24 protein-coding genes are annotated in these 22,169 nt (G+C 65.3%); 15 read left to right on the plus strand and 9 right to left on the minus strand.

What is annotated here, in order from left to right:
* Positions 1-4: 4 nt before the first annotated feature.
* The 3 genes from flgK to DU478_RS14770 form a co-directional block, all read right to left on the minus strand.
* Entirely contained in the window at positions 5-1,423 is a 1,419-nt protein-coding gene (gene flgK, locus DU478_RS14760) for a flagellar hook-associated protein FlgK (protein ID WP_114511739.1), read from the minus strand.
* Positions 1,424-1,436: 13 nt separating this feature from the next.
* Entirely contained in the window at positions 1,437-2,714 is a 1,278-nt protein-coding gene (locus tag DU478_RS14765; protein ID WP_114511740.1) for a flagellar hook protein FlgE, read from the minus strand.
* 101 nt (positions 2,715-2,815) lie between these two features.
* A complete protein-coding gene (locus DU478_RS14770; protein ID WP_114511741.1) occupies positions 2,816-4,600 on the minus strand; it encodes a hypothetical protein in 1,785 nt (594 codons plus the stop codon).
* A gap of 91 nt (positions 4,601-4,691) precedes the next feature.
* Between DU478_RS14770 and flgF the strand changes: the two genes are divergently transcribed.
* The 5 genes from flgF to DU478_RS14795 all read left to right on the plus strand — a co-directional run bounded on the left by flgF (position 4,692) and on the right by DU478_RS14795 (position 8,323).
* Positions 4,692-5,435: a flagellar basal-body rod protein FlgF gene (gene flgF / locus DU478_RS14775; RefSeq protein ID WP_114511742.1), complete on the plus strand. Its 744-nt coding sequence runs from the start codon at positions 4,692-4,694 to the stop codon at positions 5,433-5,435.
* 29 nt (positions 5,436-5,464) lie between these two features.
* Positions 5,465-6,250, plus strand: a complete 786-nt coding sequence (gene flgG, locus DU478_RS14780) for a flagellar basal-body rod protein FlgG (protein ID WP_114511743.1) — start codon at positions 5,465-5,467, stop codon at positions 6,248-6,250.
* Positions 6,247-6,909, plus strand: a complete 663-nt coding sequence (gene flgA, locus DU478_RS14785) for a flagellar basal body P-ring formation chaperone FlgA (protein WP_233501312.1) — start codon at positions 6,247-6,249, stop codon at positions 6,907-6,909. The genes flgG and flgA overlap by 4 nt, the downstream gene beginning before the upstream one ends.
* On the plus strand, positions 6,906-7,676 hold the full coding sequence (locus DU478_RS14790) for a flagellar basal body L-ring protein FlgH (RefSeq protein WP_114511745.1): 771 nt from the start codon (positions 6,906-6,908) through the stop codon (positions 7,674-7,676). The genes flgA and DU478_RS14790 overlap by 4 nt, the downstream gene beginning before the upstream one ends.
* Before the next feature lie 170 nt (positions 7,677-7,846).
* Entirely contained in the window at positions 7,847-8,323 is a 477-nt protein-coding gene (locus tag DU478_RS14795; protein ID WP_147276357.1) for a hypothetical protein, read from the plus strand.
* A 12-nt stretch (positions 8,324-8,335) separates the two neighbouring features.
* Here the strand turns inward: DU478_RS14795 and DU478_RS14800 are convergent, their stop codons facing one another.
* From DU478_RS14800 to DU478_RS14825, 6 genes are all read right to left on the minus strand, one after another.
* On the minus strand, positions 8,336-9,010 hold the full coding sequence (locus tag DU478_RS14800) for a flagellar hook assembly protein FlgD (RefSeq protein WP_114511747.1): 675 nt from the start codon (positions 9,008-9,010) through the stop codon (positions 8,336-8,338).
* Positions 9,011-9,021: 11 nt separating this feature from the next.
* Positions 9,022-10,272, minus strand: coding sequence for a flagellar hook-length control protein FliK (locus DU478_RS14805; RefSeq protein WP_114511748.1), 1,251 nt, complete (start codon positions 10,270-10,272; stop codon positions 9,022-9,024).
* Positions 10,273-10,316: 44 nt separating this feature from the next.
* Entirely contained in the window at positions 10,317-10,934 is a 618-nt protein-coding gene (locus DU478_RS14810; protein WP_147276358.1) for a hypothetical protein, read from the minus strand.
* Positions 10,935-11,375: 441 nt separating this feature from the next.
* A complete protein-coding gene (locus tag DU478_RS14815) occupies positions 11,376-12,296 on the minus strand; it encodes a flagellar motor protein MotB (protein WP_233501317.1) in 921 nt (306 codons plus the stop codon).
* 42 nt (positions 12,297-12,338) lie between these two features.
* A complete protein-coding gene (locus DU478_RS14820; protein WP_114511750.1) occupies positions 12,339-12,773 on the minus strand; it encodes a MucR family transcriptional regulator in 435 nt (144 codons plus the stop codon).
* Between the two features lie 188 nt (positions 12,774-12,961).
* Positions 12,962-14,074, minus strand: a complete 1,113-nt coding sequence (locus DU478_RS14825) for a hypothetical protein (protein ID WP_147276359.1) — start codon at positions 14,072-14,074, stop codon at positions 12,962-12,964.
* 95 nt (positions 14,075-14,169) lie between these two features.
* Between DU478_RS14825 and motA the strand changes: the two genes are divergently transcribed.
* The 10 genes from motA to DU478_RS14875 all read left to right on the plus strand — a co-directional run bounded on the left by motA (position 14,170) and on the right by DU478_RS14875 (position 22,097).
* Complete coding sequence (motA, locus tag DU478_RS14830) at positions 14,170-15,036, plus strand: flagellar motor stator protein MotA (protein WP_114511752.1); 867 nt, start codon at positions 14,170-14,172, stop codon at positions 15,034-15,036.
* On the plus strand, positions 15,033-15,290 hold the full coding sequence (locus DU478_RS14835) for a hypothetical protein (RefSeq protein WP_147276360.1): 258 nt from the start codon (positions 15,033-15,035) through the stop codon (positions 15,288-15,290). Before motA ends, DU478_RS14835 begins: the two co-directional genes overlap by 4 nt.
* Complete coding sequence (locus DU478_RS14840) at positions 15,287-15,718, plus strand: hypothetical protein (RefSeq protein ID WP_114511754.1); 432 nt, start codon at positions 15,287-15,289, stop codon at positions 15,716-15,718. The genes DU478_RS14835 and DU478_RS14840 overlap by 4 nt, the downstream gene beginning before the upstream one ends.
* A gap of 155 nt (positions 15,719-15,873) precedes the next feature.
* Complete coding sequence (locus DU478_RS14845) at positions 15,874-17,010, plus strand: glycosyltransferase (protein ID WP_114511755.1); 1,137 nt, start codon at positions 15,874-15,876, stop codon at positions 17,008-17,010.
* A 335-nt stretch (positions 17,011-17,345) separates the two neighbouring features.
* Positions 17,346-18,548 carry a 3-deoxy-D-manno-octulosonic acid transferase gene (locus tag DU478_RS14850; protein WP_114511756.1) on the plus strand — a complete coding sequence of 401 codons (1,203 nt, stop codon included), beginning with the start codon at positions 17,346-17,348 and terminating at the stop codon, positions 18,546-18,548.
* A gap of 69 nt (positions 18,549-18,617) precedes the next feature.
* Complete coding sequence (locus DU478_RS14855; RefSeq protein WP_114511757.1) at positions 18,618-19,091, plus strand: NUDIX hydrolase; 474 nt, start codon at positions 18,618-18,620, stop codon at positions 19,089-19,091.
* Positions 19,092-19,155: 64 nt separating this feature from the next.
* Complete coding sequence (locus tag DU478_RS14860) at positions 19,156-19,575, plus strand: DUF1178 family protein (protein ID WP_114511758.1); 420 nt, start codon at positions 19,156-19,158, stop codon at positions 19,573-19,575.
* Positions 19,576-19,589: 14 nt separating this feature from the next.
* On the plus strand, positions 19,590-20,234 hold the full coding sequence (locus DU478_RS14865) for an SDR family NAD(P)-dependent oxidoreductase (protein ID WP_114511759.1): 645 nt from the start codon (positions 19,590-19,592) through the stop codon (positions 20,232-20,234).
* On the plus strand, positions 20,231-20,683 hold the full coding sequence (locus tag DU478_RS14870) for an SgcJ/EcaC family oxidoreductase (protein WP_114511760.1): 453 nt from the start codon (positions 20,231-20,233) through the stop codon (positions 20,681-20,683). The genes DU478_RS14865 and DU478_RS14870 overlap by 4 nt, the downstream gene beginning before the upstream one ends.
* Positions 20,684-20,858: 175 nt before the next feature.
* Positions 20,859-22,097: an aspartate kinase gene (locus DU478_RS14875; RefSeq protein ID WP_114511761.1), complete on the plus strand. Its 1,239-nt coding sequence runs from the start codon at positions 20,859-20,861 to the stop codon at positions 22,095-22,097.
* The last annotated feature ends 72 nt before the right edge of the window (positions 22,098-22,169 follow it).

Raw genomic sequence — 22,169 nt, forward strand, 5'->3', positions numbered from 1 at the left:
GGCCTCACACGGAACTCAGGAGGGTGTCGATCATCGAGGACAAGCTGCTGAGAACCTGAGAATTCGCGCCGTAGGCTTGTTCGATCTCCAGCAGTTTCTGCAGCTCGGTGTCGATGTTCACGCCCTCGACGGCGCTTCGGTTGTCCTCGAACGTCGCCAAACTGACGCTGGCCGAATCGGCACGGGCATCGGCGCTGACCCGGACGTTCTGTTGATGCCCGACCAGGCTGGCGGCGAAATCGCCCAGGCGCGCGGTCGCGCCCAGCCCCGCGCGCGGGTCGATGCCGCGCGCGTCGTCGAAGACCTTGATGAAGGCGTTGACCTGCGTGGTCGTGCCCGCCTCGCCCGGCGCGGTGGCGGCCATGCCGTCGCGCAGCCGCCAAAGCGCGCCGCCACTGTCCGGACGCACACGGTCGTTGATGGCCAATCGGCCCGCCAGCCCGTCGAGCCGGACCGGATCAAAGGCCGCACCCGCATCGGTGAAGAGGCCGGGGTCCCCCGGTGCCAGCGACAGGTCGGCCGCCTCGAAGCCTTGAATCATGCCCCGGGCCAGTTCATCGAGCTGCAGGCGCATCTGCGGCAGGACCGTCGACAGCATCTCGCTCAGCCCGGCGAGCCGGCCGGAAGATATCCCCCGACCGCCCGGTCGATCCGGCGTCACGTCGTTGCCATCCGCGAAGATCCCGCCGGTCCGGTTGTCGCCGGTCAACCGCACCGCGTCGGCGCCGCTGACCAGTTCGGTTCCGCCGGTGGTGTGCAGGGTCAGCGACCCGTCCGCTTCCCACCGCGTCTTAAAATCCATCTGCGATCCAAGGGCATCCAGCGTGCGGCTCATCTGGTCCATCAGCCCGCCTGTGTCGCGGGGGCTGTCGCCCGCCTGGCGTAGCTGCGCGTTCAGCGCCGCCACGTTCGACAGGGCCGTGTTGATCTCGCCCAGGCTCCTGTCAAAGCTTTCGGCCGCCTGGGCCCTGCTTTGCTCGAGCGTCCGCGACGCGGTGGTCAGGCTGTTCACGAAACCCTCGGCACGGGCCAGCGCGTCGCCCTGCGCGTTCACGTCGCCAGGGTTGTTCCCCAAAAGGTCCAGCCCGGCCTGGAAATTCGCGAGCCGCGCGGCGGGCGATGCCTCGTCGCCCGGCTCGCCAAGTGTCAGCAGGTATCCGTTTAGCACATCGGCGGGCACGGCGGCGGCGCCCTGCTCGGCCCGTGCGGTTCGGGTCATCCCCGCCAGCCGGTCGTTCACCTGCCGCATCACGCGCAGGTCGACCGCATCCCCCTGCCCGGAGCCGGCACTCGTCTGAACGCCGTCGCGCCGGGCATAGCCCGGCGTCTGGGCGTTGGCGATGTTGCCCGCGACAAGATCGGCCCGCCCCTCGGTGACGCGCAGGCCGCTGCGGGCAATGTTATAGGCCGACGAAATGCTCATTCACCGTTCCGGGTCAGCGCTTGATGCGCAGGGTTTCGTCCAGCATCTCGTCACTGGTCGTGATGATCTTGGCGTTGGAGGCATAGGCGCGCTGGGTCTGGATGAGGTCGGTCAGTTCCTGCGCGATATCCACGTTGGAATCCTCCAGCGTGTCGCTGATGATGGCGCCTGCGCCGTTGGACAGCGGCGCATTCAGCGTGACCGCGCCCGAGTCGCGGGTGGCGACATAAGCGTTGCCGTCGATCGACCGCATCTGGTTGGGGTTCGTCACGGTGGCCAGCGGAAGCTGGAAGAGCGCCCGCCGCTGACCGTTGTCGAACACGCCGTAAAGCACACCGGATTCGGCCATTTCGGCGCGCACGAGGCTCCCGGTCTCCTTGCCGTCATCGGTGAAGGCCGGCGGCGTGTAGTCGCCGGAAAACTGGGTCATCCCGTCGAAGGAGCCCGGCGCGCCGAGCGAGATGTCCAAAGTCTGCGGCGTGGCGCCGTTGTTGAGCGTCAGGGTGACGACACCCGTCGCCGGATCGATGGGCAAAGCCGGCGTGCCGACGGGGGTGTAGCTGGCCGGGCTTCCCGCATCGGGGCCGCTGTCGTTGAAGGCGACCGCGGCCGACCCGTAGGAGGTGCCGGCATCATCGCTGATCGTAACGGTCCACTGGCTGCTGGCGGCGCCCGGCTGCCAGGACAGGTTCAGGGTCCGCGTACCGCCCAGCTGATCGACGTAGCGCATGGTCGATTCGAACGGCGCCCCCGGAACGGCCTTGCCGGATTCCTGCGCCGGCACGTTTCCGGACATCCCGATCTGCGTACTGGGGGTGCCGGCAATCTGGTAGGAGGCGATGTTGACCGTGCTCAGATCCGTGAAACCGGCGCCTGTGATGGCCCCGGTCGCGCCGGAGGCATCGGCCGGAAAGCCCGCGAGGAAATACCCGGCCGCGTTGCGCAGGTTGCCGTCCTGGTCCGGGGTGAAGGACCCCGACCGCGTGAGGTAGTAGTTGGAGGCCGCCGGATCGTTCGGCGTCCGCGACACCACGAAGAACCCGTCGCCCTGCACAGCGTAATCGGTGGAGCTGCCGGTGCCCCGCAGCCCACCGTTCGCCGAGACGTCGGCGCGCGCCTCGGTCAGCACGCCGGCCTGGGTGCTGCCGCTGTTCTGCGTGACATATTCGCTGAACGTCCTGCGATAGCCGACCGTATTGGCGTTGGCGATGTTGCTCGAGATGTTCTCGACCCGTGAGGAATTGGCTTGCAGGCCACTGACCCCAATCTGGAGGGCGCTGGAAATGCTCATGTTTGGTTCCCGTGTCGCTTGCGGTCTGCTCTTAGATTAGACAAGATTAGTTCACCCTCAAAGATGGATATCAAGAATAATTTCAAACAATATCATTTATGTCACTCTCTATTCATGGAGTCCGTGATCTCCGTCACCGCGTTCAGGACCCGGTCCGCGTTCTCGATGCTCGACCGCATGAGCTTGGTGTCGAGCTCCGTAGGTGTCGTGCGGCTGTCCTTGAGCGTCACCGCCAGTTCGGACCAGCCGGGCAAATCCGACAGGGAGGGAAAGGCGGTCGCGACGCGGCTGACGGTATCGGTATTGCCAACCTCGTGGGCGGCACGGATCAGCCGGCTGGCGTCGGAAAAGCCGAACTGGCCCGGATAGCTGTCCCAAAGCTCCAGCAAGGCCTCATGCGCCGGAGCCCACTTGGCGTTCTCGTACAGCGTTGTGGCGCGGCGACGTTGCAGATCGAAATCCAGCCCGCGTACACGCAGGTCGGCCAATTCATCGGAACGACCTGCCTGGCTGAGCGCCTCGACCAGCAATCGCTCCACGTCGCCGTCGCCGCCGTGCCGGGCGGACAAGGGGATGAGGACATCGACCGCGGCACCCGCCTGCCCGCCGGCAAGCAACGCATGGGCCTCGCCCAAAGATAGTTGGAGAAGCATGGCGCGGTCCGGAATGGACTGCCCGAACTCGCCGGACGCTTCCTCGACGTCCCGGAGGGTTCGGAATTCGCGCGCCGCCAGCGCCGTCATGCCGGTGTCGAGCAAGGTCTGCGGCAGCACCGCCGCCCGTTCGGCAAAACCGTCCAGAAAGCGCCAGCGCAGGCTGATCACGGCGTGATCTTCGAGGTAGGTGCCAAGCGCGATCTCGCCTGTCGCACCGGCCTCGTAGAAGGCCTCCAGCACGTCCCGCGCCCGGTCGCGCAGGGCCTCCGCCTCATCGGGGTCCGTGGCTTCGGTCAAGAGCAGGTCCAGCGCCCAGAGCGCCGCCCGGGTATCGCCGTGCTCGACGGAATAATCCGCCAGATATTGCGCAACCTCCGTCGCGACCTCGTCGCCGCTCCAGGCCCAGCGCGCGGCTTTCAATGTCTCGACAGCCTCCGCCAGGGACAGGGTTTCGGTCCGCCGCCCCAACAGCACAAGCGCCAGTCGCGCCCGCTGTGCGTGGGCGTCCCGCCCTTCCGCGGCGCGCATATATCCGTCGAATGCCGAGAGAAGATCGCCCGACAGCTCTGCCGCATGCGCCAGCAGGAACCGATACGCCGGGGAGTCGCGCAACTCGGCATGATCGGCAAAGCGCGTGGCCAGCACCTTGGCTTCGGGCCATGCCTCTGCAAACAGCGCCGCTTCGAGCAGATCGGGCAGAATGGCCGCCCTGATCGCCGGAGACAGCGCGTCCAGGGTCTGGATGGCGAAGGGCAGCAGACGCGCCGCCTCCGCGTGCCGGTCCAGCCGCGCAAAGGCTGCGGTGCGCAACGCCTGCCCCTGCTCCCATCCGATCGACCGCGACAGGACGGCGCTTAGCTCATCGCGCTCGGACAACAGGTCGAGGACCATTTGCAAGGTCCGGTGCCGGCGCTGCGCTTCGGGGGACAGGTCCTCCACGGCGATGACCGACAGAAGGCCGGCGGCCTCGCGGCGCAGCATCTGTGCCAGATGAAGTTCCGCGAGGTCGAGGTAAAGCTGTGCCGCCGCCTCGCTCGGCGGCTCTTCTTCGCCACTCGGCACGCGCGCGACAAGCCGCGCCATCAGCGCCTGCCGCTCCACCAGCAGATCGCGCTCACCGGCACTGGACAGGTCAAGTGGGGCAAAGACAGCGCTATCCTGGCCAAAGACCGGCGAGGTCAGAAGCAAGAAGGAGGCAAACGTAATTTGACCCAGACGTATCATTTCCATGATTTAATATACTTTATTCTTGCCTCTATCCATCAGTTATTTCATAATGTGCATAGGTTGTGCTTTTGCACTTGCGGATTCAAGGCCGGATATGACGGAGACCACCCATATCGGCATGTCGCTCGCGACATCCCTGCAGCGGCAGCTGGACATGACGGCGAACAACATCGCCAATGCCAGCACCGCCGGGTACAAGGGCGAACACATGGTGTTCGAAAGCCTCGTGCAAAAGGGCACCCCGGCCGGCGAGGATGCCGCCAATTTCGTCAGCGACACGGGCTCTTACATCGACACCCGCCCTGGGGCGATGTCGCAGACCGGCAATCCGCTGGACATGGCGCTGAACGGCGACGGCTGGTTCGGTTACCGGATGCCGGACGGCCAGATGTCCTACGGGCGCGACGGCAGCTTCACGCTGGACACCGATGGCAACCTGACCGTGCTGTCCGGTGCCAGGGTCCTCGACCAGGGCGGCGCGCCCATCGCGCTGCCCACTGAAGGTATCGGCGCGCTCATCGTCTCGGAAGACGGCACCATTTCGGCCGAAGGCACGGGTCCGCTGGCGCGGGTCGGCGTGTTCGACATACCCGAGATCCAGAGCTACCGGCGTGTCGGCGGAGGCATGCTCCTGCCCCCCGACGGCGCAGCCGCTCCCACACCCGCCGCCGCGACACAGGTCCTGCAGGGGGTGCTGGAGTTGAGCAACGTGAACCCCATCCGCGAAATGACGCGGATGATCGAGGTGCAGCGGGCCTATGAAAGAACCAACGCGCTGATCGGCAATTCGGACACCCTGCGCCGCGATGCCCTGCGACGGATCGGGCAGGCTGTCTGACGGCCCACTGACATGCAAGGATTGAACCCATGAAAGCACTCAGCATCGCCGCCACGGGCATGATGGCCCAGCAAACCAATGTGAACGTGATCTCGAACAACATCGCGAACGCCAACACCACGGGCTTCAAATCCAGCCGTGCGGCGTTCCAGGACCTGATCTACCAGTCGATGCAGCGCGAAGGCGCGCTGACCTCCGAGGCCGGAACCGCCCGGCCGGTCGGCATCGACATCGGCCTCGGGGTGCAGACCGCGGGCACCGTGCGGCTGAACACGCAAGGCGGCATGCTGGCGACAGAGAACTCTCTGAACGTGGCGATCGACGGGCGCGGGTACTTTTCGGTGCTCATGCCCGACGGCAGCCAGGCCTATACCCGCGACGGGTCGTTCCAGCTGTCGGCGGAAGGCGAGATTGTCACGATGCAGGGCTACCGCATCGATCCGGGCCTCGTTGTCCCCGAGAACACGACCTCGGTCGACATCAACGAACAGGGCGTCGTCATGGCCTATGTGGCGAACGACACCGTCCCCGTGGAGCTGGGCCGGTTGACCATGTCCACCTTCATCAACGAACCCGGCATGCGCCCGGTCGGCAACAACTTCCTCCTTGCCACCGAAGCTTCCGGCGACGCACAGGTGGTCAACCCGGGCGATCCCGGCGTCGGACTGATCCGGCAGGGCTATCTCGAGGCGTCCAACGTCAATGTCATCCAGCAGATCACCGACCTGATCTCGGCGCAGCGCGCCTACGAGATGAACTCCAAATCCATCGAGACCGCGGATCAGATGCTGACCGCGGCCAACCAGATCCGATGATGCGGCGTCTCGGCGTAACGCTTGCCGCCCTGCTGGCCTGGGCGTCCCCCGCGCTTTGCGACAGGCTCGACGTCCTGATCGAGGAACGCGCGCGCACGGACTACGGCGACGCGCTGCCGGACACCGGCGTCTTCGACATCACCGTCAAGGACAGCCTGTCGGGGGACGTCGTGACCCTGGCGGAATTCTGGATGGATCCCCAGACCGGCCGGTTCCTGGCCAACGCCGTGCTGAGCACGGGCGACGTGCAGCGGATCGGCGGGCTCGCGCTCGTGACCGTGCCGGTGCCGGTGCCGGCCCGGCGGCTCCTGCCCGAAGAGATCGTCACCGAGACGGACCTTGCGGTCGCCTATCTGCCCATGGGGCGGGTGGGCAACTATGTCGTCACCGATCCGCAGCAGGTCGTCGGAAAGCAGGTACGTCGGATGCTGTCGTCCGGCCGGCCCATCCAATCGCAATCCATCATCGAGCCGCTGGTCATCGACCGCGGCGATCGAGTGGACATCTTCTTCAACGACGGGCTTCTGGCCCTGACCTCTCCGGGCCGCGCGCTCAGCGATGCGCATATGGGTCAGGAAGTCCGGATCGTGAACCTGGTCAGCAACAAGACGGTGACCGCGGTCGCCACCGGCAACGGAACCGTGGAGGTCCTTCGATGACAGCGCGCCACCGCCGCATCCCTTTCCTGTTTCTAGGTTCCGTGCTCGCCCTCACCGGCTGTGACGTGTCGCGGACCTTCGACCGCGAGCCCCGGACCTCGGACCTCGTGGTCAACGGCGGCACCATTCCCGAAGTCGCCCGCGTCCAGGTTCCCATGCCGCCCGTGGTGATGGAGGCGCCGCGCCAGGGCAGCGCCCGTGCGTCGCTGTTTTCGGCCCGCAACGAACCGCTTTTTGCCGATCAGCGCGCCGATGACATCGGTGACATCCTCACGGTCATCATCTCGATCGACGACCGCGCGCGGCTGAACAACTCGACGGACCGCCAGCGCGAAGGCGGCGGCTCCATAGGCTTCCCGACCTTCTTCGGCTATGGCTCCAAGATTGCCGCGATCCTGCCCGGCATCAGCCGCGAGGATCTGCCCACCGGGGATATCGTCGACATTTCCTCGCAGACTGCCGCCAGCGGATCGGGGGCGATCAACCGCAACGAGCAGATCGACCTCAAGGTGGCCGCCCTGGTGATCGACAAGCTTCCGAACGGCACTCTGGTCGTCGCCGGCCGGCAGGAAATCAAGGTGAACCACGAGCTGCGGGAACTGCGGATGGCCGGCATCGTCCGCCCGGCGGACATCCGCAACGACAACACGATTTCCTACGAGAAGATCGCCGAGGCCCGTATCGCCTATGGCGGCCGCGGCACCCTGTCCCGCACACAGGAACGCAGCTACGGCGAAGATGCGATGGACGTGATCCTGCCCTATTAATTCCATCAATCGCCACAGCATCGCACGAAGATCGTCGCAATCGACCTGTACTCAAGCCCGAAGCTTCAGAAAGGTCGGGTATGAACAAGGTCCGCATTGCTGTCTTGGTATTGCCATTGGTGTGCTTGGGTGTCGGTTACGCGTCAGGGGCCGTGCTGCTGGCGCCCGCCGTGGAAAACGATGTCGTGGCATCGGACGCGACGGATACGGCGCCCAATGCCGCGGAAGACGGCACCGCGCTCGCAGCCGAGACCGGGACGGAAACCGCCGGCGCCCATGCCGACGGGGCCATCGAGAAGATGGACGCCCACCAACTCGCCGAGGACCGCACCATCGTCCGCGTGGGCAAGATGACCATTCCCGTCGAAAAGACCAACAGCGTCTCGTACGTGGTCGCCGATTTCGCTCTGAAAGTCGAAAGTTTCGAACTGGCGGAGCGCTACAAGCGCGTCGAGGAGGCGACCCGGATCCGCGACTCGCTTCTGTCGGCCATGAGCCTGGCCGCGGAGAGCAACGTCCTGCGCGGCGTTGCCATCGACAGCGACGCGCTGGCCGCCCTGATCCGGGATCTGCTCAGCAAGGAACACGCCGGCATCGACGACGTCATGTTCGTATCGCTCTACAAGCAGGACCTGGCACGGCTCTGATGCCGTGCCGCGTCAGAGGACCGAACGGATCGCCTGCGACAGAACCTTTTCACCGTTGTCCAGCTCGAGCTCGGGGCCCTGTGCGGTAAAGTTCACCCGCTCGACCGACGCCCTGGTCAGGGTCGTGACCCCGACGGGTTCGCCGCGCTCGTCGCTCGCCAGGATTTCGACCTTGAAGGTATGGGGCGGCACGACCGGCAAACCGTTCAGATCGCGCCTGTCCCAGGCCACGTCGATGACCTCGCCTTCCGTTGTCGAAGGGCCGTCCAGTTCCCGGACCAGCGTACCGTCCCGCGAATAGATGCGCACCCGCACGTCGCTCGCCCCGGCCTCGACCTGGTAGCTCAGCGGAAAATCGTCCTCCGTGAGCCGCACCTGGCCGGAGGGGACCAGCACGTCGCGGCCGATGAGCTGAAGGTCCGACATGGCGCCGACCGAGGACAGCATCCCGCGGATCGATTCCAGGTTGGCATTGGTCGAGATGCTTTGCTCGACCTGGGTCAGTTGGGCCAGCTGCGACACGAATTGCGTGGAGTCCACCGGTTTCAGCGGATCCTGGTTCGAGATTTGCGCCGTGAGCAGTTTGAGAAAGCTGTTGTAGTTGTCCTGCAGTTCGGCAGCGGAATTCGTCGCCGCAGAAGGTTTGTTGGCCGCCGCCGCTCCGCTGGCGATATTCGCGTCGATCATGGTCTCACCTTTCAGGTCAGGATATCGAGATGTCCGGGACTGCCCGTGTGGCGAAGAACCTGTACAGGCTCGACCGCCGCCTCGGGGTGCTCCGCAAGGTCCGGCATCGGGCCGGTGTCGGGCTGCGGCCGTTGCTGCCGTCCGCGTTCGTCGAATGTCTGGAAATCCAGGTCCGCGGTGTCCGCCGCGATGCCGCGGGATTGCAGCGCGTCCAGAAGCTGATCCCGATCCTGGCGGAGCGTGTTCAGGACCGATGCATTTTCGGTGGTCATGACGATCTGGAAACGCCCGCTTTCGGCGCGGGTGATCTCGATCTCGACTTCGCCCATGCCGTAGGGCGTCAGCGAAAAGCGCAGCTTTGCATCGCTGATGTCCAAAGACCGGATCTGTCGTCCGACATGCTGGCGCAGCTGCTGGTCAGGCGTTGCGGCATGGGCATGCGCAGCGGTCTGTGCCGTCGCGAGACGCGGGTGGTCCGGGGTCGTCTGCACGCCCGTCAGACGGGCCGCCTCCTCCGGAATTGCCTCGGCCGGGGTCGCCGCCTCGCCCGAGGCACCGGAGGCCTCCATGACCATGGCGAATGTGGCGCCCGACGGGGCGGTCTTCCCGGTTCCCGTCTCGCCCTGCGGCGGAAGCATGCCGGCCAGCGCGTCATTCTGGCCCGATCCGCCCCTCGCGGACGCACCGGCGTCTGACGCCAGCGGCCCGGACGCGGGGGGCGCCAGGGCGGACAGGGTCGTCGGCTTGGCATCTCTGGACGGCGGTCCGGAGCCGGTTCGCGTGACCGGGGCGCCGGTCGCAGTCGAAGAGACCGCGGAATTGATATCGGCCCGCGCGTCCGCAGAGGTCGGGAGCAATGCGGTTTCGATCTGTCGTTCAAGCGCGGCCACCACCTCGCCGTCCAAACCCGCGACCGGGCCGAGCTCTGACAAGGTGGCGACCGGCGGTTCCCCCATGGCATCGGCAAAGGCAGACAGGACCAGCTTCCGCGTCAAGGGCGCGCCAGAGGCCTCCAGTTCCGCGAGGGTTTGTCCCAGCAGCGCCATCACCCCTTCGGGCGTGTCAGTGTCGATGGTTTCTCCACCCGACGCGGCGGGGGCCGGATCGGGCTTTGGCGTCCCGGAGAACCGGATCGGATTGGACGCATCCTGTGCCGTCGCACCCTGTACGAGCTGCGCGAAACCGGACAGGCCGCCCGATTTCGCCGTGCCTTCGGAAAAGGAAGCCAGAACCGGCGCCGCGGAAAACCAATTCGATATCATCTTGCGTTCTCCGCGATCCAGCTATCGCCCTGTCGGATATCCGGTCACGCCATTCCCACGTTGCCGCATTGCGCGGGCCGCGCGACGCAGGCCGAGAGTTCGCCGATCATCGACTTGAGGTTCAAGGTCCATTGGTTCAGCGTCGCGGCCGGGCTGAAGCCCGCCAGCGCCGCGAGAGAGGGCGTCGCCAGTTCACCGCGCATGCCCTCGCGGCTCGTGATCGGAAGGTTGTTCAGCATCACACCCGACGTGAACAGGCACTTGGACTCGTCCGGCTGAGCCCAGTACCGCGACAGAACGCCGTTGAGGCCGGCGCGGAACGCGTCCGTGTCCAGCCCCATCTGCACCAGTTCTTCGGATTGCGCGGCCCGGTAGTAGGCCAGACCGAGCCCGAACAGGATGCCGTCCTCGTCCGCCAGCGGGAACACTCCCCGCCCGACGACGCGCAGCAGCGCCTCTCCGACGATCGCTCCGACGGATTGCGAAACGTTGGTCAGCGCGGAGTCGCGGCGAAACACCACGATCGACCCAAAGGGCACATCGGCATTCAACTCTTCGGCGAGGATATCCCCAAGGCAGATACCCGGGATGGGCTCGTGATCCTCGGGCACGGCGACGGGTTCTTCGCCCCAATCTCGCATCTCGAAAATGGATGTCCTCACCGGGATCAAGGCCCGGATCAACGAATTGAAATGACTTGCGTCTTCCGCACGACTAACGCGGCAGGCACCGTCCCAGATACCCCCGATAAGATTATTTTCCTGCATTTATCGCCCCAGGTTCGGACATTCTGTCCATTGCTCTGTCCAAGCCGTTTTTATTTTTTTGACGCTTGGCAATTTGAGAAACTACTCGTGCTATAAGTGTAGAGCAGATGATTCGCGCCTCCAACCCTTAGTTGAAAAAATTTGGAACTTTTTCTCCAACTGATTGTTTAGTGCGCATTTGCCACGGAATTCGGAGCGGCGCCCCGGCCCTGGGTCAAGGCACCCGCTGATCGCGTAACCCGCGCGCGTTCGTCAAATTCGATACGCTCACATGCTGCACCGCACGCCTGTCGGACCGGCGACCCGGGACGACGTCGAAAATCGACGGCCCCGACCTTAATCGGCCTTGTAGACCAGCCCGATCGAAATGCGCCGGTTCTCCGGTGCGAAAAGATCGGTCGTATTGATCGGCTGCGTATCCGCGACGCCGGACACCCGCATGAACCGGGCCGGCGCAATGCCCGCCTCCATCAGGACCCGCCGCGTGGCATTCGCCCGGTCCGCGGACAACTCCCAATTCGAAAACGTGCTGTTGTCGCCAAAGGTCGCGGCGTCGGTGTGGCCGACGATCTCCATCGGCTGCACCTGGGCCGCCACGACATCGCCGATGGCCAGCAACAGTTCCCGCGCCTGGGGACTGATCTCCGAGCTGCCCCTCGCGAACAGGGACCGTTCGTCCTGATCCAGCACCTCGACCTTGAGCCCGCCATCCGACTTTTCAAGCCGGACATTGCGGGCCAGTTCGCGAAGGCTTTCGTCCGCGCCGATCCGCTCTGCGATGTCGGCAGCCATGCGGTCGATCTGCTCGCGACGGACCTCGGCTTCTTTCGCTGCCTGAGCGGCCTCGGCATCGGCCGGCTCGAGCGTTTCGGCATATTCCACCACCACCTCGGCGGGCATGTCGCGCATCCGGCTGTCGAAAACCATCATCGGATTTTCGCGACCGAAGCTCGGCAGCTTGACGGTACCAGTCTCCGCCTCGGCACCAGTCAGGACGCCGGCCGCCACAAGTGGCCGAAGATCCGCAGCCGCATCCGACGATGTGCCGTTATCGGATATCGTCGGCGTGAAATAGTTGGCCAAGCCGCGCAATTTCTCTTCGTCCGACGCGGCAAGAATCCACAACAGCAGGAAAAATGCCATCATCGCTGTCATGAAGTCGGCATAGGCGACTTTCCAGCCGCCGCCGTGATGGCCATGCCCGCCGCCCTCGTCGGAGCGCTTGACGATGATCAAAGCGTTTTTCTTGTTTGGCACTCGACTATCTCCGGGCGTGGCTGGGACAGGCTGACCGTCGGATCAGGAGATTTCCTCGTTCTTCTCCGACTTGTCGCGGGTGTACTTTCCCAACCCGGATCGCTTGGCATATTCGGCCTTGCGCTTGCTGTAGCTCGGGGCGACGAGGGGCGTATCGTCCGGCAGGTTGAACATCGCGCGGTACTCCGCCTCTGTCAGCCCGTGTTCCGCCCCGAGATGCCGCTTGAGCATCTTGAAACCCTTGCCGCAGCAAAGACAGTAAATGGTGTCGGCCGTCATCTTCTGCTCGAACACGGTAGCCGGAAGGGCCTGAGACCACGACTTCGCGTCGCCGCCTTTGTCAAACTCCGCCGACTGCAAACGCGACAAGAGTGCCATGATGTTGTCGATGGAGACGTCGTTGCGCCCTGCAAACGCTGACACGATGGTGGCAATCGAGGTTTCGCTCAACTGCTGTTTGTTCGTCAGGTGTGACATGAGGTAGCTTTCGTTTGATGAGTAAATCTTGCCTTCTGCAAGTAAATTTTCAACCCAGGAGAGTTCTTTGCTTAAAGAGAACCAAACACAATCCGGTTACAGTGCTTTATACTTAGCACGATTCTATTTGTTTTTGCATCCCGCCGCGGTTCCGAAAGCGAATTCTTGCTGAGCGCGGCGATCCTGCATCATGGCGACCCGACGGACACAGCGCCGCCAAGCACCGCCACACCGGCCCCCGGCCCGCCCGTGGTCTGGGCGATGATCGTGCTGAACAGACCGGTCACGCCCAGGCCGACGACCGCGATGAGGGGAATGTAGAACGTCCGCAGAAACGGTCTCTTGCGGCTTTTCACCGGCGATTGCACCTCGCGCTCCATCGCGGCCTGCGGTTGCACCATCGGCAGAGCCGTGGAGACCAGCGCACCGAATTCGACGAAGACGCCGCGCGGTGTGACGGCGACTTGGACCTTACGGCGCACGCAATTGTCCGCATAGCCGATCGGGAACAGCTCGACCGGAATGTCTATGGCCAGCTCGTCCTGCGGCTTCCAGTGTTTGGGCAAGACATCGCGCGGCAGGTAGACCGAGGAAAAATCGTCGCGGAACGCGACTTCCCGCGCCCGCGCCAGCATCGGAACCGACGACAACGGCCGTTCGGCGCTGGCCGCAATCCGGACCCGCCGTCCCGTGACCCACATCTCGAGCCCGAGGTAATAGCAATCCTCAAGCGCGACGTCATCGACACCGGCATAACCCTCGGGCAATCCCGGCTGGACCTTGCGCTGCTTGTGCCGGGACCTCGAAGCCAGCGGCAGGATCTTTCCAGTGGTAACCCGAAACCCCCGCGCCTCCTCCGCCGTCGGCTTGGGCCGCATGAGCTTGTCGAAATCCAGCCCCTCTTCGCGCGCGAAGTTGTAGTTGATAAGGTAATCCGTGGCGAACTCCAGCAGACTGCCGCTCTCCTGAATGGATTTGAGGAGCGCATTTTCCTCGGAGAACAAAAGCCGGCGCTGCGGATGCCCTTCGACATACGGGCTGACCGCGAATTCGCCCACCGGACGATCAAGGATGTCCGCAACCCGCGCGAAGATGGTTTCGGCCTCGCCTTCATGGAAGACCACGAATTCACACAGTCCGGCGGCATCCATGCAGATCAGAAGGCGCAGCTCTTCGGGCCACCCCGGCACCAGAGGGGCAAGCTCCCTGGGATCGACGAAATAGACAAAGCTGTCCGTCTCGCGACCCTCTGCGTCGGCGGAAGGCGTTTCAGTCTCCATGTCCGGGATGCCACTATCCATCGTTTTCCCCGATTTATACTTGACGTGATACTTGTAAAAATCATCGCTTTCAAGAATAAACTAAGAACAGTTCCAACTTGGAGGCTTTTGAGCCAATGACACTCTTGCTCGGACTCGTGATGGTCTTTGGACTGGTCTTCGGCGGCTTCATGTTGTCGGGGGGGAACATGGACATCGTTCTGCACGCCCTTCCCTACGAAGGCATGATGATCGGCGGCGCGTCTCTCGGGGCCTTCGTGATCGCGAATTCCTTTACCGTCATCAAATCGTCGGCCAAGGGCGTCGTGCGCGTCATGAAGGGCCCCCGCTGGAAGTCGGCGGATTACAACGACCTGCTCAGCCTGATGTTCGAACTTGCCCGGCTCTACAAGAACAAGGGCATCGTCGCGATGGACGAGCATATCGAGAACCCGGAAAACAGCGCGATCTTCCAGCGCTATCCGAAGCTGATGAAGGACCACTTCATCACCGACCTGATCGGCGACAGCTTCCGCATCATGGCGATGCAGTTCGACGACCGTTTCCAGATGGAAGACGTGATAAACCGCAAGATCAAGAAGCACCACCACGAAACGCTCGTGTCCGCCCGCGCCATCCAGAGCATGGCCGACGGCCTTCCGGCCATCGGCATCGTCGCGGCCGTGCTCGGGGTGATCAAGACGATGTCGTCGATCGACAAGCCGCCAGAGATCCTCGGCGCCATGATCGGCGGCGCCCTCGTCGGAACCTTCCTCGGCGTTTTCCTGGCTTATTGCATGGTCCAGCCAATTGCCGGACGCCTGGAGCAGATCGAGGAAGAGGACGGCGCGATGTACACGGTGATCCGCGATATCATCGTCGCCATCGTCGCCGGTCACCCGCCGGGCGTCTGCATCGAACTCGGCCGAGGCAATATTCCCACGACCAAGCAGCCCGGATTCTCAGCCGTCGAATCCGCGCAGCGCGAACTGCCCGTCACGTGATGCGGCCCGTCCTTCTTGCCGCCTTGGCGCTGACCCTCATGGCTCCGTCCGGCCATGCGCGCGCGCCGGACGCGCCGGAGGCCGGGAAGGTCGATGCAGAGGCTTCGGTGGAACCGGCCGCGCCCGCCTCCATGCGACGCCACGGCGTCATCGGTCACGTGGTGCCGCCCGCAGGCATTTCCATTCTCGACGCCGACACGTTTTCGGGCATGCGTGACAGGCTGATCCTCTTCATACGGACGCAAGGCGAGTGACCCGGCGCCGCACCGACGGGCTGGCGGTGCTGGCGCGGCTCAAACGGCACGACATGGAGGATGTCGCGTCGGACATCGCCCGCATCGACCGCGCCCTCGCCCGGATCGAAGCTGACCGCCGCGCCCTGCTGACCCAGTTGGACGAACGCGGCGATCCCGAAGCGGTCGAAAGCACGCGCGTTCTTTCCGCCTTCATCCGCAACGTGTCGGAAACCATCCACCGCAAGGATGCCCAGGCAGAGCGCCAGAAACGCGACAGCGCAGAGGTTCGCGACCGGTTGCAGGCGCTTTTTGCCGACGCCAAGCGGATCGACCTCTTGCGCCGGCGCCGGTCCGACGCCCGGCGGCGCCTGGCCGACGAAAAGGAAGCCGCCGCGCAGAACGAAGGCTTCCTGTCCATCTGGCTTGAGGACCAGGACAGCGCCTGACGGCACGCGTTTCAGACCGTTGCCAGCCCCCATGATATCCGCCCACCAATGACAGCGGGCGAAGGCTTGGCGCGGCCGCACGGACCCCACTGGCTTGCCGCAGTCGACGCCGCCTGCTAGGCCGAACGCCATCCGCCGACTTCCAGAGAGGCCCCATGCGCGCAGCCATCGGCACGTCCGACTACCACGTCAGCGGCGAAACCTTCATCAACCGTCATATCAACCTGCTCTTCGGCGGCGATACCGCGGTGATCTGCGGGCGGTTCAACGGCGACGATCCCTATGGCAAACCGCTCTTCGTGCGGCGCGAACGGCTGTCCGGGCTCGACCTTCTGAGCTTTCCGTTTTGGACTTTGTGGAACCGCGCACGGCACAGCACCTCGCGCCTGCCCTTCGGCCGCGGCAAGCGCGATCTTGCCGCCTTCCTGCGCGACCAGCGGATCGACGTCATTCTGGCAGAGTTCGGCACCCAGGCGTTGGCGCTGGCGCCGCTGGCCAACGAGGTGGGCGTGCCGATCTTCACCTACTACCGTGGCACCGACGCGTCCAAGGCACTGCAATCGCCGCGCATCCAGGCGGCCTACGCCAAGTTGATGCCGCGGCTCGCGGGGGTGTTCTCGGTCTCGCAATTCCTGCTCGACAACCTGGCGCGGCACGGCGTGCGGCACCGGAATGCGCATGTGATCCCATCGGGGGTGGATGTCCGGCGCTTCGCGCCGACGGAGAAAGTCCCGCTCAGCTGCCTTGCCGTCGGCCGGTTCGTCGAGAAGAAGGCACCGCTGACCACCCTGCGCAGCTTTGCCGAGGCGACGGCGCAGCGGCCCGAGGCGCGGCTCGACTTCATCGGCGACGGGCCGCTGCTGAGCCCGACGCAGGCGCTGGCGGCAGAGCTGGGCGTGGCCAACCGCGTGACCTTCCACGGTTCGCAGCCGCATGACCGGGTGCGCGAGATCCTGCAACGCACGCAGTTCTTCGTGCAGCATTCGGTCACCGCCGCGGATGGCAATACCGAGGGCCTGCCCACGGCGATCCAGGAGGCGATGGCCTGCGGCTGCATCACCGTCTCGACCCGCCACGCCGGCATCCCGGAAGCCATCGACGAGGGCGAGACGGGCTTTCTGGTGGACGAACACGACGCCGCGGGCTTTACCCGCGCGATCGCTGCCGCCTTCGCGGTGCCCGACACCTCCGCGATGGGCTCAAAAGCCCGGCAGGTGGCGGAAGAGCGGTTCGACAATGACGTGCTGCTTGCGAAACTGGAGCGCGAAATCCGGCGAACCCTGGGACAGTAGCGCCTTTATCCGGAATCGGCCGAAAATGTTGGAAAAAGTCAATTTTCTTGGGATAATAAGAGTATTTATGAACAGAAAAATCGGAATTTTACCGACAAAACAGCCAGAACATTTCCCCAGCCACCGAAGTCGCCCCCTCCTTCAATGCTCACGCGGAACATGAAGCCCCTGAGGGAAGAACCTGATTCCAAGAGCGTTTCCGCCCTCGTCTCGCTGATCGTCGAAAAGCGCCCGGCCGACCGCCGCGCGGCACGACAGAGCCCTGTCATCTGCTTGCAGAATCCGGGTTCTGATCCGTAATCAGATGCAAACTCCGTTCCGAAAGCCTGTTGCCGATGTGGCTCTATCGCCCGCTCCTGCTGATCTTCGTGCTTGGGCAAGGCCTGCGCCTTGTCCTGCGGCGCGACTGGGCGGTTCTCCGGGCGCGGCTGGGCTACGGAGCGTCGGAGCGCAGCGGTCCACACCTCTGGCTGCACGCGGCATCGAACGGCGAACTGGCCTCGGCGCGCCCGGTGATCGCGGCCCTGGCAAAAGCCCGACCCGATCTCCCGATCATCGTCACCTGCAACAGCGCCAGCGGGGTCGACCTGGCGCGGCAGCTGGGACTGCCGGCGCAGCTGGCCCCCTTCGATCTTCGCGGGCCGGTACGGCGCTTTCTCAAGCGCTGGCAGGTGGCCGCGCATCTCACGATGGAAGCCGAGATCTGGCCCAACCGCGTGCTGCTCTGCCCGGGGCCGGTGATCGTTCTGGGCGGGCGCATGACGGCGCGGTCGGCCCGCGGCTGGGCGCGGCTCCCGTCGCTGGCAAGCAGGGTGTTGGACCGCGTCGCCTTCCTTTCGGCGCAGGACCGTGGATCGCGCGACCGGTTTCGCGATCTGGGCGTTTCGCCAACCGCGCTCGGCCCGGTGCTGGACCTCAAGTCGCTCTATACCCCGCCGCCCGATCGGACAGCGGATGCAGCACTGCGCGCCGCCTTCCCGCGCGAAACCACCTGGCTCGCCGCCTCGACGCATCCCGGCGACGACGAGATCGTGATCGAGGCGCACCGTATCGCGCAACGGTCCTGGCCGGAACTGCGGCTGATCCTGGCACCGCGGCACCCCGCGCGCGGCCCCGAGATCGCACGCCTTCTGGACGCGGCGGGTCTGCGGGTCGCCCGCCGGTCCGCCGGGGAGGCCGGAACCGTGCTGCTGGCCGATACGCTGGGCGAAATGCCGCTCTGGTACGGGCTGGCGGGCATCGTCTTTATCGGCGGCACGCTGTCGGATCGGGGCGGACACACGCCCTACGAACCCGCGGCCTTCGGCGGGGCGCTGATCCACGGGCCGGATGTGGCGAATTTCCGGGCGGCCTTTGCGCGGCTGTCCGAGGCCGGGGCCGCGCGCGAAATCACCGATGCGCAGGGCCTTGCCGAAGCTCTCCTGGCGCTGCGCAGCCCAGTGGCTCAGCGGGCGGCAGGACAGGCCGCGCAAAGGGCGCTGCGGCAGGATGCCGACCTCTCTGGCGTGATGTCCCGCGTGCTGGCGCTTTTGCCCTAGCACGGGACTGGTCAGCCCTTCGACCCTGGCGTAGCGTGGACCTGTCCCTGTCGCGAATCCGGTGCTTCGATGCGTCCCGATCTGGCCAGCCAAACCGCCTTTGCGCTGCGCCCCGCGCCGCGCCCCGAGGTACAGGTGCAATATGCGGCGCTCTGCTACCGCCTGCGCCGGGGCAAGCCGCAGCTCCTGCTGGTCACCAGCCTGCGCGCCCGGCGCTGGATCGTTCCCAAGGGCTGGCCGGAACCGGGGATGAGCCCCGCGGACTGCGCCGCCCGCGAAGCCTGGGAAGAGGCCGGCGTCTGCGGCACGGTCGGGCACGAACCGATCGGCGCCTTTTCCTATACCAAGCAGGGCATCCGCCGCCGCCTGCCCTGCCTGGCACTGGTCTTTGCGCTGCAGGTAGACCGGCTCGACGACGACTACCCCGAGGTGCGCCGCCGCAAGCGGCGCTGGTTCCGTCGAAAGACCGCCGCCGCCGCGGTGCGCAGCCCCGACCTGGCGCAGATGTTGCGGGACTTCGACCCGCGCGGGCAGCGCCGCTAGGCCTTGCGCTTGAACCGGGTCGGGTGCCGCTTATGTCAAAGAGTGAAAGTTTCGGACCGAACGCATGATCACCTATTCCCTCCGCTGCCATCAGGATCACCGCTTTGACAGCTGGTTTCAATCCGCGGAAGCCTTTGACAAGCTGCATAAAAGCGGAATGATCACCTGCGCAGTGTGCGGTTCGGACGAGGTCGAGAAGGCGGTGATGGCGCCACGTCTTTCCAGCGCCGAGGCGACGCAAAGCCCCTTGAGCCAGCCCAGGACTCCGGCGGAACAGGCGCTGCGCGCCTTGCGCAAGCAGGTCGAGGACAACGCCGATTACGTCGGCCGCGATTTCGTGCAGGAAGCGCGGCGCATGCATACGGGCGACAGCCCCGACCGCCCGATCTGGGGCGAGGCGCGGGCCGACGATGCGAAAAAGCTGCTGGACGACGGCGTGCCGGTCATGCCCCTGCCTTTCCGCCCCGGACGCAAGAGCAACTGAGCAAAGGACATGTCATGCGCGTGATGATCACCGGCGCGAACCGCGGCATCGGCGCCGCCCTGCACGACAGCTATGCCGCGCGCGGCGACACGGTGCTGGGCACCGCCCGGCACGGGGCCGACTACCTGCCGCTCGACGTGACCGACCCGCAGTCTCACGCGGCGCTGGCCGGCCAGCTCGAGGGCGAGGTGCTGGACACGCTGATCTGCAATGCCGGCGTCTACGCCGACAAGGGCCAGTCGCTGGCCGACGGCTACCCGCCGCAGATGTGGGCCGACGCCTTTGCCGTGAACGTCACCGGCGTGTTCCTGACGGTGCAGTACATGCTGGCCGGGTTGCAGCGCGCCGAGACGCCGAAGATCGCGATCATTTCTTCGCAGATGGCGTCGTCCGAACGCGCGCCGGGCGGCAGCTATATCTACCGCGCCTCGAAGGCGGCGGCGCTGAACCTGGGCCGCAACCTTGCCGCCGATCTCAAGGGGCTGGGCATCGCGGTGGGCATCTACCATCCCGGCTGGGTCCGCACCGACATGGGCGGCGGGTCGGCCGATCTGTCCGCCGAAGAGGCGGCACGCGGTCTTGTTCAGCGCATCGACACGCTGAGCCTCGACAGCACCGGCTGTTTCGAGACCTGGGACGGCCGGGCGCACCCCTATTGAGCCTGCCGGCGACACCGGACGCGTTTCCGCAGGCCTTTGCCGCGGCCTGGCACAGCCGCGACGGCGCCGCCATAGGCACGCTTTTTGCCGAGGATGCGGAGTTCGTGAACGTGGTGGGCCTTTGGTGGCACGACCGCGCGCGGATCGCCGCGGCGCATGACTATGCGCTGAAAAGCTTCTTTGCCGAGACGACGCTGAAAATCGGAACGATCCGGCAGCGCGCGCTGGGGCCGGACCATGCGCTGGTGCAATGCCGGTTCACCCTGTCCGGGCAGACCGCGCCCGATGGCACTCTCTCCGGCGACCGGCAGACGGTGATGAGCTTCGTCCTGGCGCGGCGCGATGCGGGCTGGATCGCCGTCGCGGCGCAGAATACCGACGTGGTGCCCGGCGCCGAGACCCATGTGAACGCGGAGACCTTCCGGGCGGCGGATTACCGGAACGGCTGAGCGATGCGGGGCGCGGATTGCGGGTTTCGGGCGTTCGGCCTGCGAGGGGCGCTGCCCCTCGCGCTCCCCGAGGGTATTTGAAAACCGGAGAAACATGGGGCTGCGCAGGGGCTCTTGCGTCGCATCGGGCTGCCGCGTAAAGCACGGGGCGCAATCGTACCACCCGGAGAGCCAGATGCCCGTTCTCGTGATGAAATTCGGCGGCACGTCCGTGGCCACGCTGGACCGGATCCGGCGGGCGGCGAAACGCGTCGGCGTCGAGGTGGCCAAGGGCTACGACGTGATCGTCATCGTCTCGGCCATGTCCGGCAAGACCAACGAGCTTGTGGGCTGGGTGAACGAGACCTCGCCGCTTTACGATGCGCGCGAATATGACGCCGTGGTGTCGAGCGGCGAGAACGTGACCGCGGGGTTGATGGCGCTCACCCTGCAGGAAATGGACATCCCCGCGCGCAGCTGGCAGGGCTGGCAGGTGCCGGTCAAGACCACGAGCGCCCACAGCGCCGCACGGATCGAGGATATCCCGCCGCAGAACATCACCAACAAGTTCCGCGAAGGCATGCAGGTCGCCGTGGTCGCCGGGTTCCAGGGCGTCAGCCCCGAGGGCCGCATCACCACGCTGGGGCGCGGCGGGTCCGACACCACCGCCGTCGCCTTTGCCGCGGCCTTCGATGCCGAGCGCTGCGACATCTACACCGACGTGGACGGCGTCTATACCACCGACCCGCGGATCTGCGACAAGGCGCGCAAGATGGACCGCATCTCTTTCGAGGAGATGCTGGAGCTGGCATCGCTCGGCGCCAAGGTCCTGCAGACCCGGTCGGTGGAGCTGGCCATGCGCTACAAGGTGCGGCTGCGGGTGCTGTCGAGTTTCGAGGAACAGTCGGACGAGGCAGGCACGCTCGTTTGCGACGAGGAGGACATCATGGAAAGCAATGTTGTGGCCGGTGTGGCCTATTCGCGCGACGAGGCCAAGATGACGCTGGTGTCGGTCGCCGACCGTCCGGGCATCGCCGCGGCGATCTTCACGCCGCTCAGCGAAGCGGGCGTGAACGTTGACATGATCGTGCAGAACATCTCGGAAGAGGGCCGTACGGACATGACCTTTTCCTGCCCCACCGACCAGGTGAAGCGAGCCGAAAAGGCGCTGGCAGCGGCCAAGGAAAAGGGCGACATCAACTTTCACGACCTGGTGGCAGACACGGGTGTGGCCAAGGTGTCGGTGGTGGGCATCGGCATGCGCAGCCACACCGGCGTCGCGGCCAAGATGTTCAAGGTATTGAGCCAGGAAGGCATCAACATCAAGGTGATCACCACCTCCGAGATCAAGATCTCGGTGCTGATCGACCGCAAGTACATGGAACTCGCGGTGCAGTCGCTGCACGACGCCTTCGAGCTGGACAAGGCCGGCTGAGGCAGTCTTGGCCCGGAAGCGGTTGGCGCCTGATCGGCAGAACCGCCGACGCGTGACACGGACAAGTTGTGC

It is taken from the genome of Thalassococcus profundi, assembly GCF_003344785.1.
Taxonomy (GTDB): Bacteria; Pseudomonadota; Alphaproteobacteria; order Rhodobacterales; family Rhodobacteraceae; genus Puniceibacterium; species Puniceibacterium profundi.

Bases quoted from the DNA above. Each gene is read 5' to 3' on its own strand.
- DU478_RS14860 (WP_114511758.1), top strand. From the start codon at position 19,156: ATGATCACCTATTCCCTCCGCTGCCATCAGGATCACCGCTTTGACAGC.
- DU478_RS14850 (WP_114511756.1), top strand. From the start codon at position 17,346: ATGTGGCTCTATCGCCCGCTCCTGCTGATCTTCGTGCTTGGGCAAGGC.
- DU478_RS14805 (WP_114511748.1), bottom strand. From the start codon at position 10,272: ATGATATCGAATTGGTTTTCCGCGGCGCCGGTTCTGGCTTCCTTTTCC.
- flgA (WP_233501312.1), top strand. From the start codon at position 6,247: ATGATGCGGCGTCTCGGCGTAACGCTTGCCGCCCTGCTGGCCTGGGCG.
- DU478_RS14825 (WP_147276359.1), bottom strand. From the start codon at position 14,074: ATGGATAGTGGCATCCCGGACATGGAGACTGAAACGCCTTCCGCCGAC.
- DU478_RS14820 (WP_114511750.1), bottom strand. From the start codon at position 12,773: ATGTCACACCTGACGAACAAACAGCAGTTGAGCGAAACCTCGATTGCC.
- DU478_RS14790 (WP_114511745.1), top strand. From the start codon at position 6,906: ATGACAGCGCGCCACCGCCGCATCCCTTTCCTGTTTCTAGGTTCCGTG.
- DU478_RS14800 (WP_114511747.1), bottom strand. From the start codon at position 9,010: ATGATCGACGCGAATATCGCCAGCGGAGCGGCGGCGGCCAACAAACCT.
- flgK (WP_114511739.1), bottom strand. From the start codon at position 1,423: ATGAGCATTTCGTCGGCCTATAACATTGCCCGCAGCGGCCTGCGCGTC.
- DU478_RS14875 (WP_114511761.1), top strand. From the start codon at position 20,859: ATGCCCGTTCTCGTGATGAAATTCGGCGGCACGTCCGTGGCCACGCTG.
- DU478_RS14865 (WP_114511759.1), top strand. From the start codon at position 19,590: ATGCGCGTGATGATCACCGGCGCGAACCGCGGCATCGGCGCCGCCCTG.
- motA (WP_114511752.1), top strand. From the start codon at position 14,170: ATGACACTCTTGCTCGGACTCGTGATGGTCTTTGGACTGGTCTTCGGC.
- DU478_RS14855 (WP_114511757.1), top strand. From the start codon at position 18,618: ATGCGTCCCGATCTGGCCAGCCAAACCGCCTTTGCGCTGCGCCCCGCG.
- DU478_RS14845 (WP_114511755.1), top strand. From the start codon at position 15,874: ATGCGCGCAGCCATCGGCACGTCCGACTACCACGTCAGCGGCGAAACC.
- flgG (WP_114511743.1), top strand. From the start codon at position 5,465: ATGAAAGCACTCAGCATCGCCGCCACGGGCATGATGGCCCAGCAAACC.
- DU478_RS14770 (WP_114511741.1), bottom strand. From the start codon at position 4,600: ATGGAAATGATACGTCTGGGTCAAATTACGTTTGCCTCCTTCTTGCTT.
- flgF (WP_114511742.1), top strand. From the start codon at position 4,692: ATGACGGAGACCACCCATATCGGCATGTCGCTCGCGACATCCCTGCAG.
- DU478_RS14765 (WP_114511740.1), bottom strand. From the start codon at position 2,714: ATGAGCATTTCCAGCGCCCTCCAGATTGGGGTCAGTGGCCTGCAAGCC.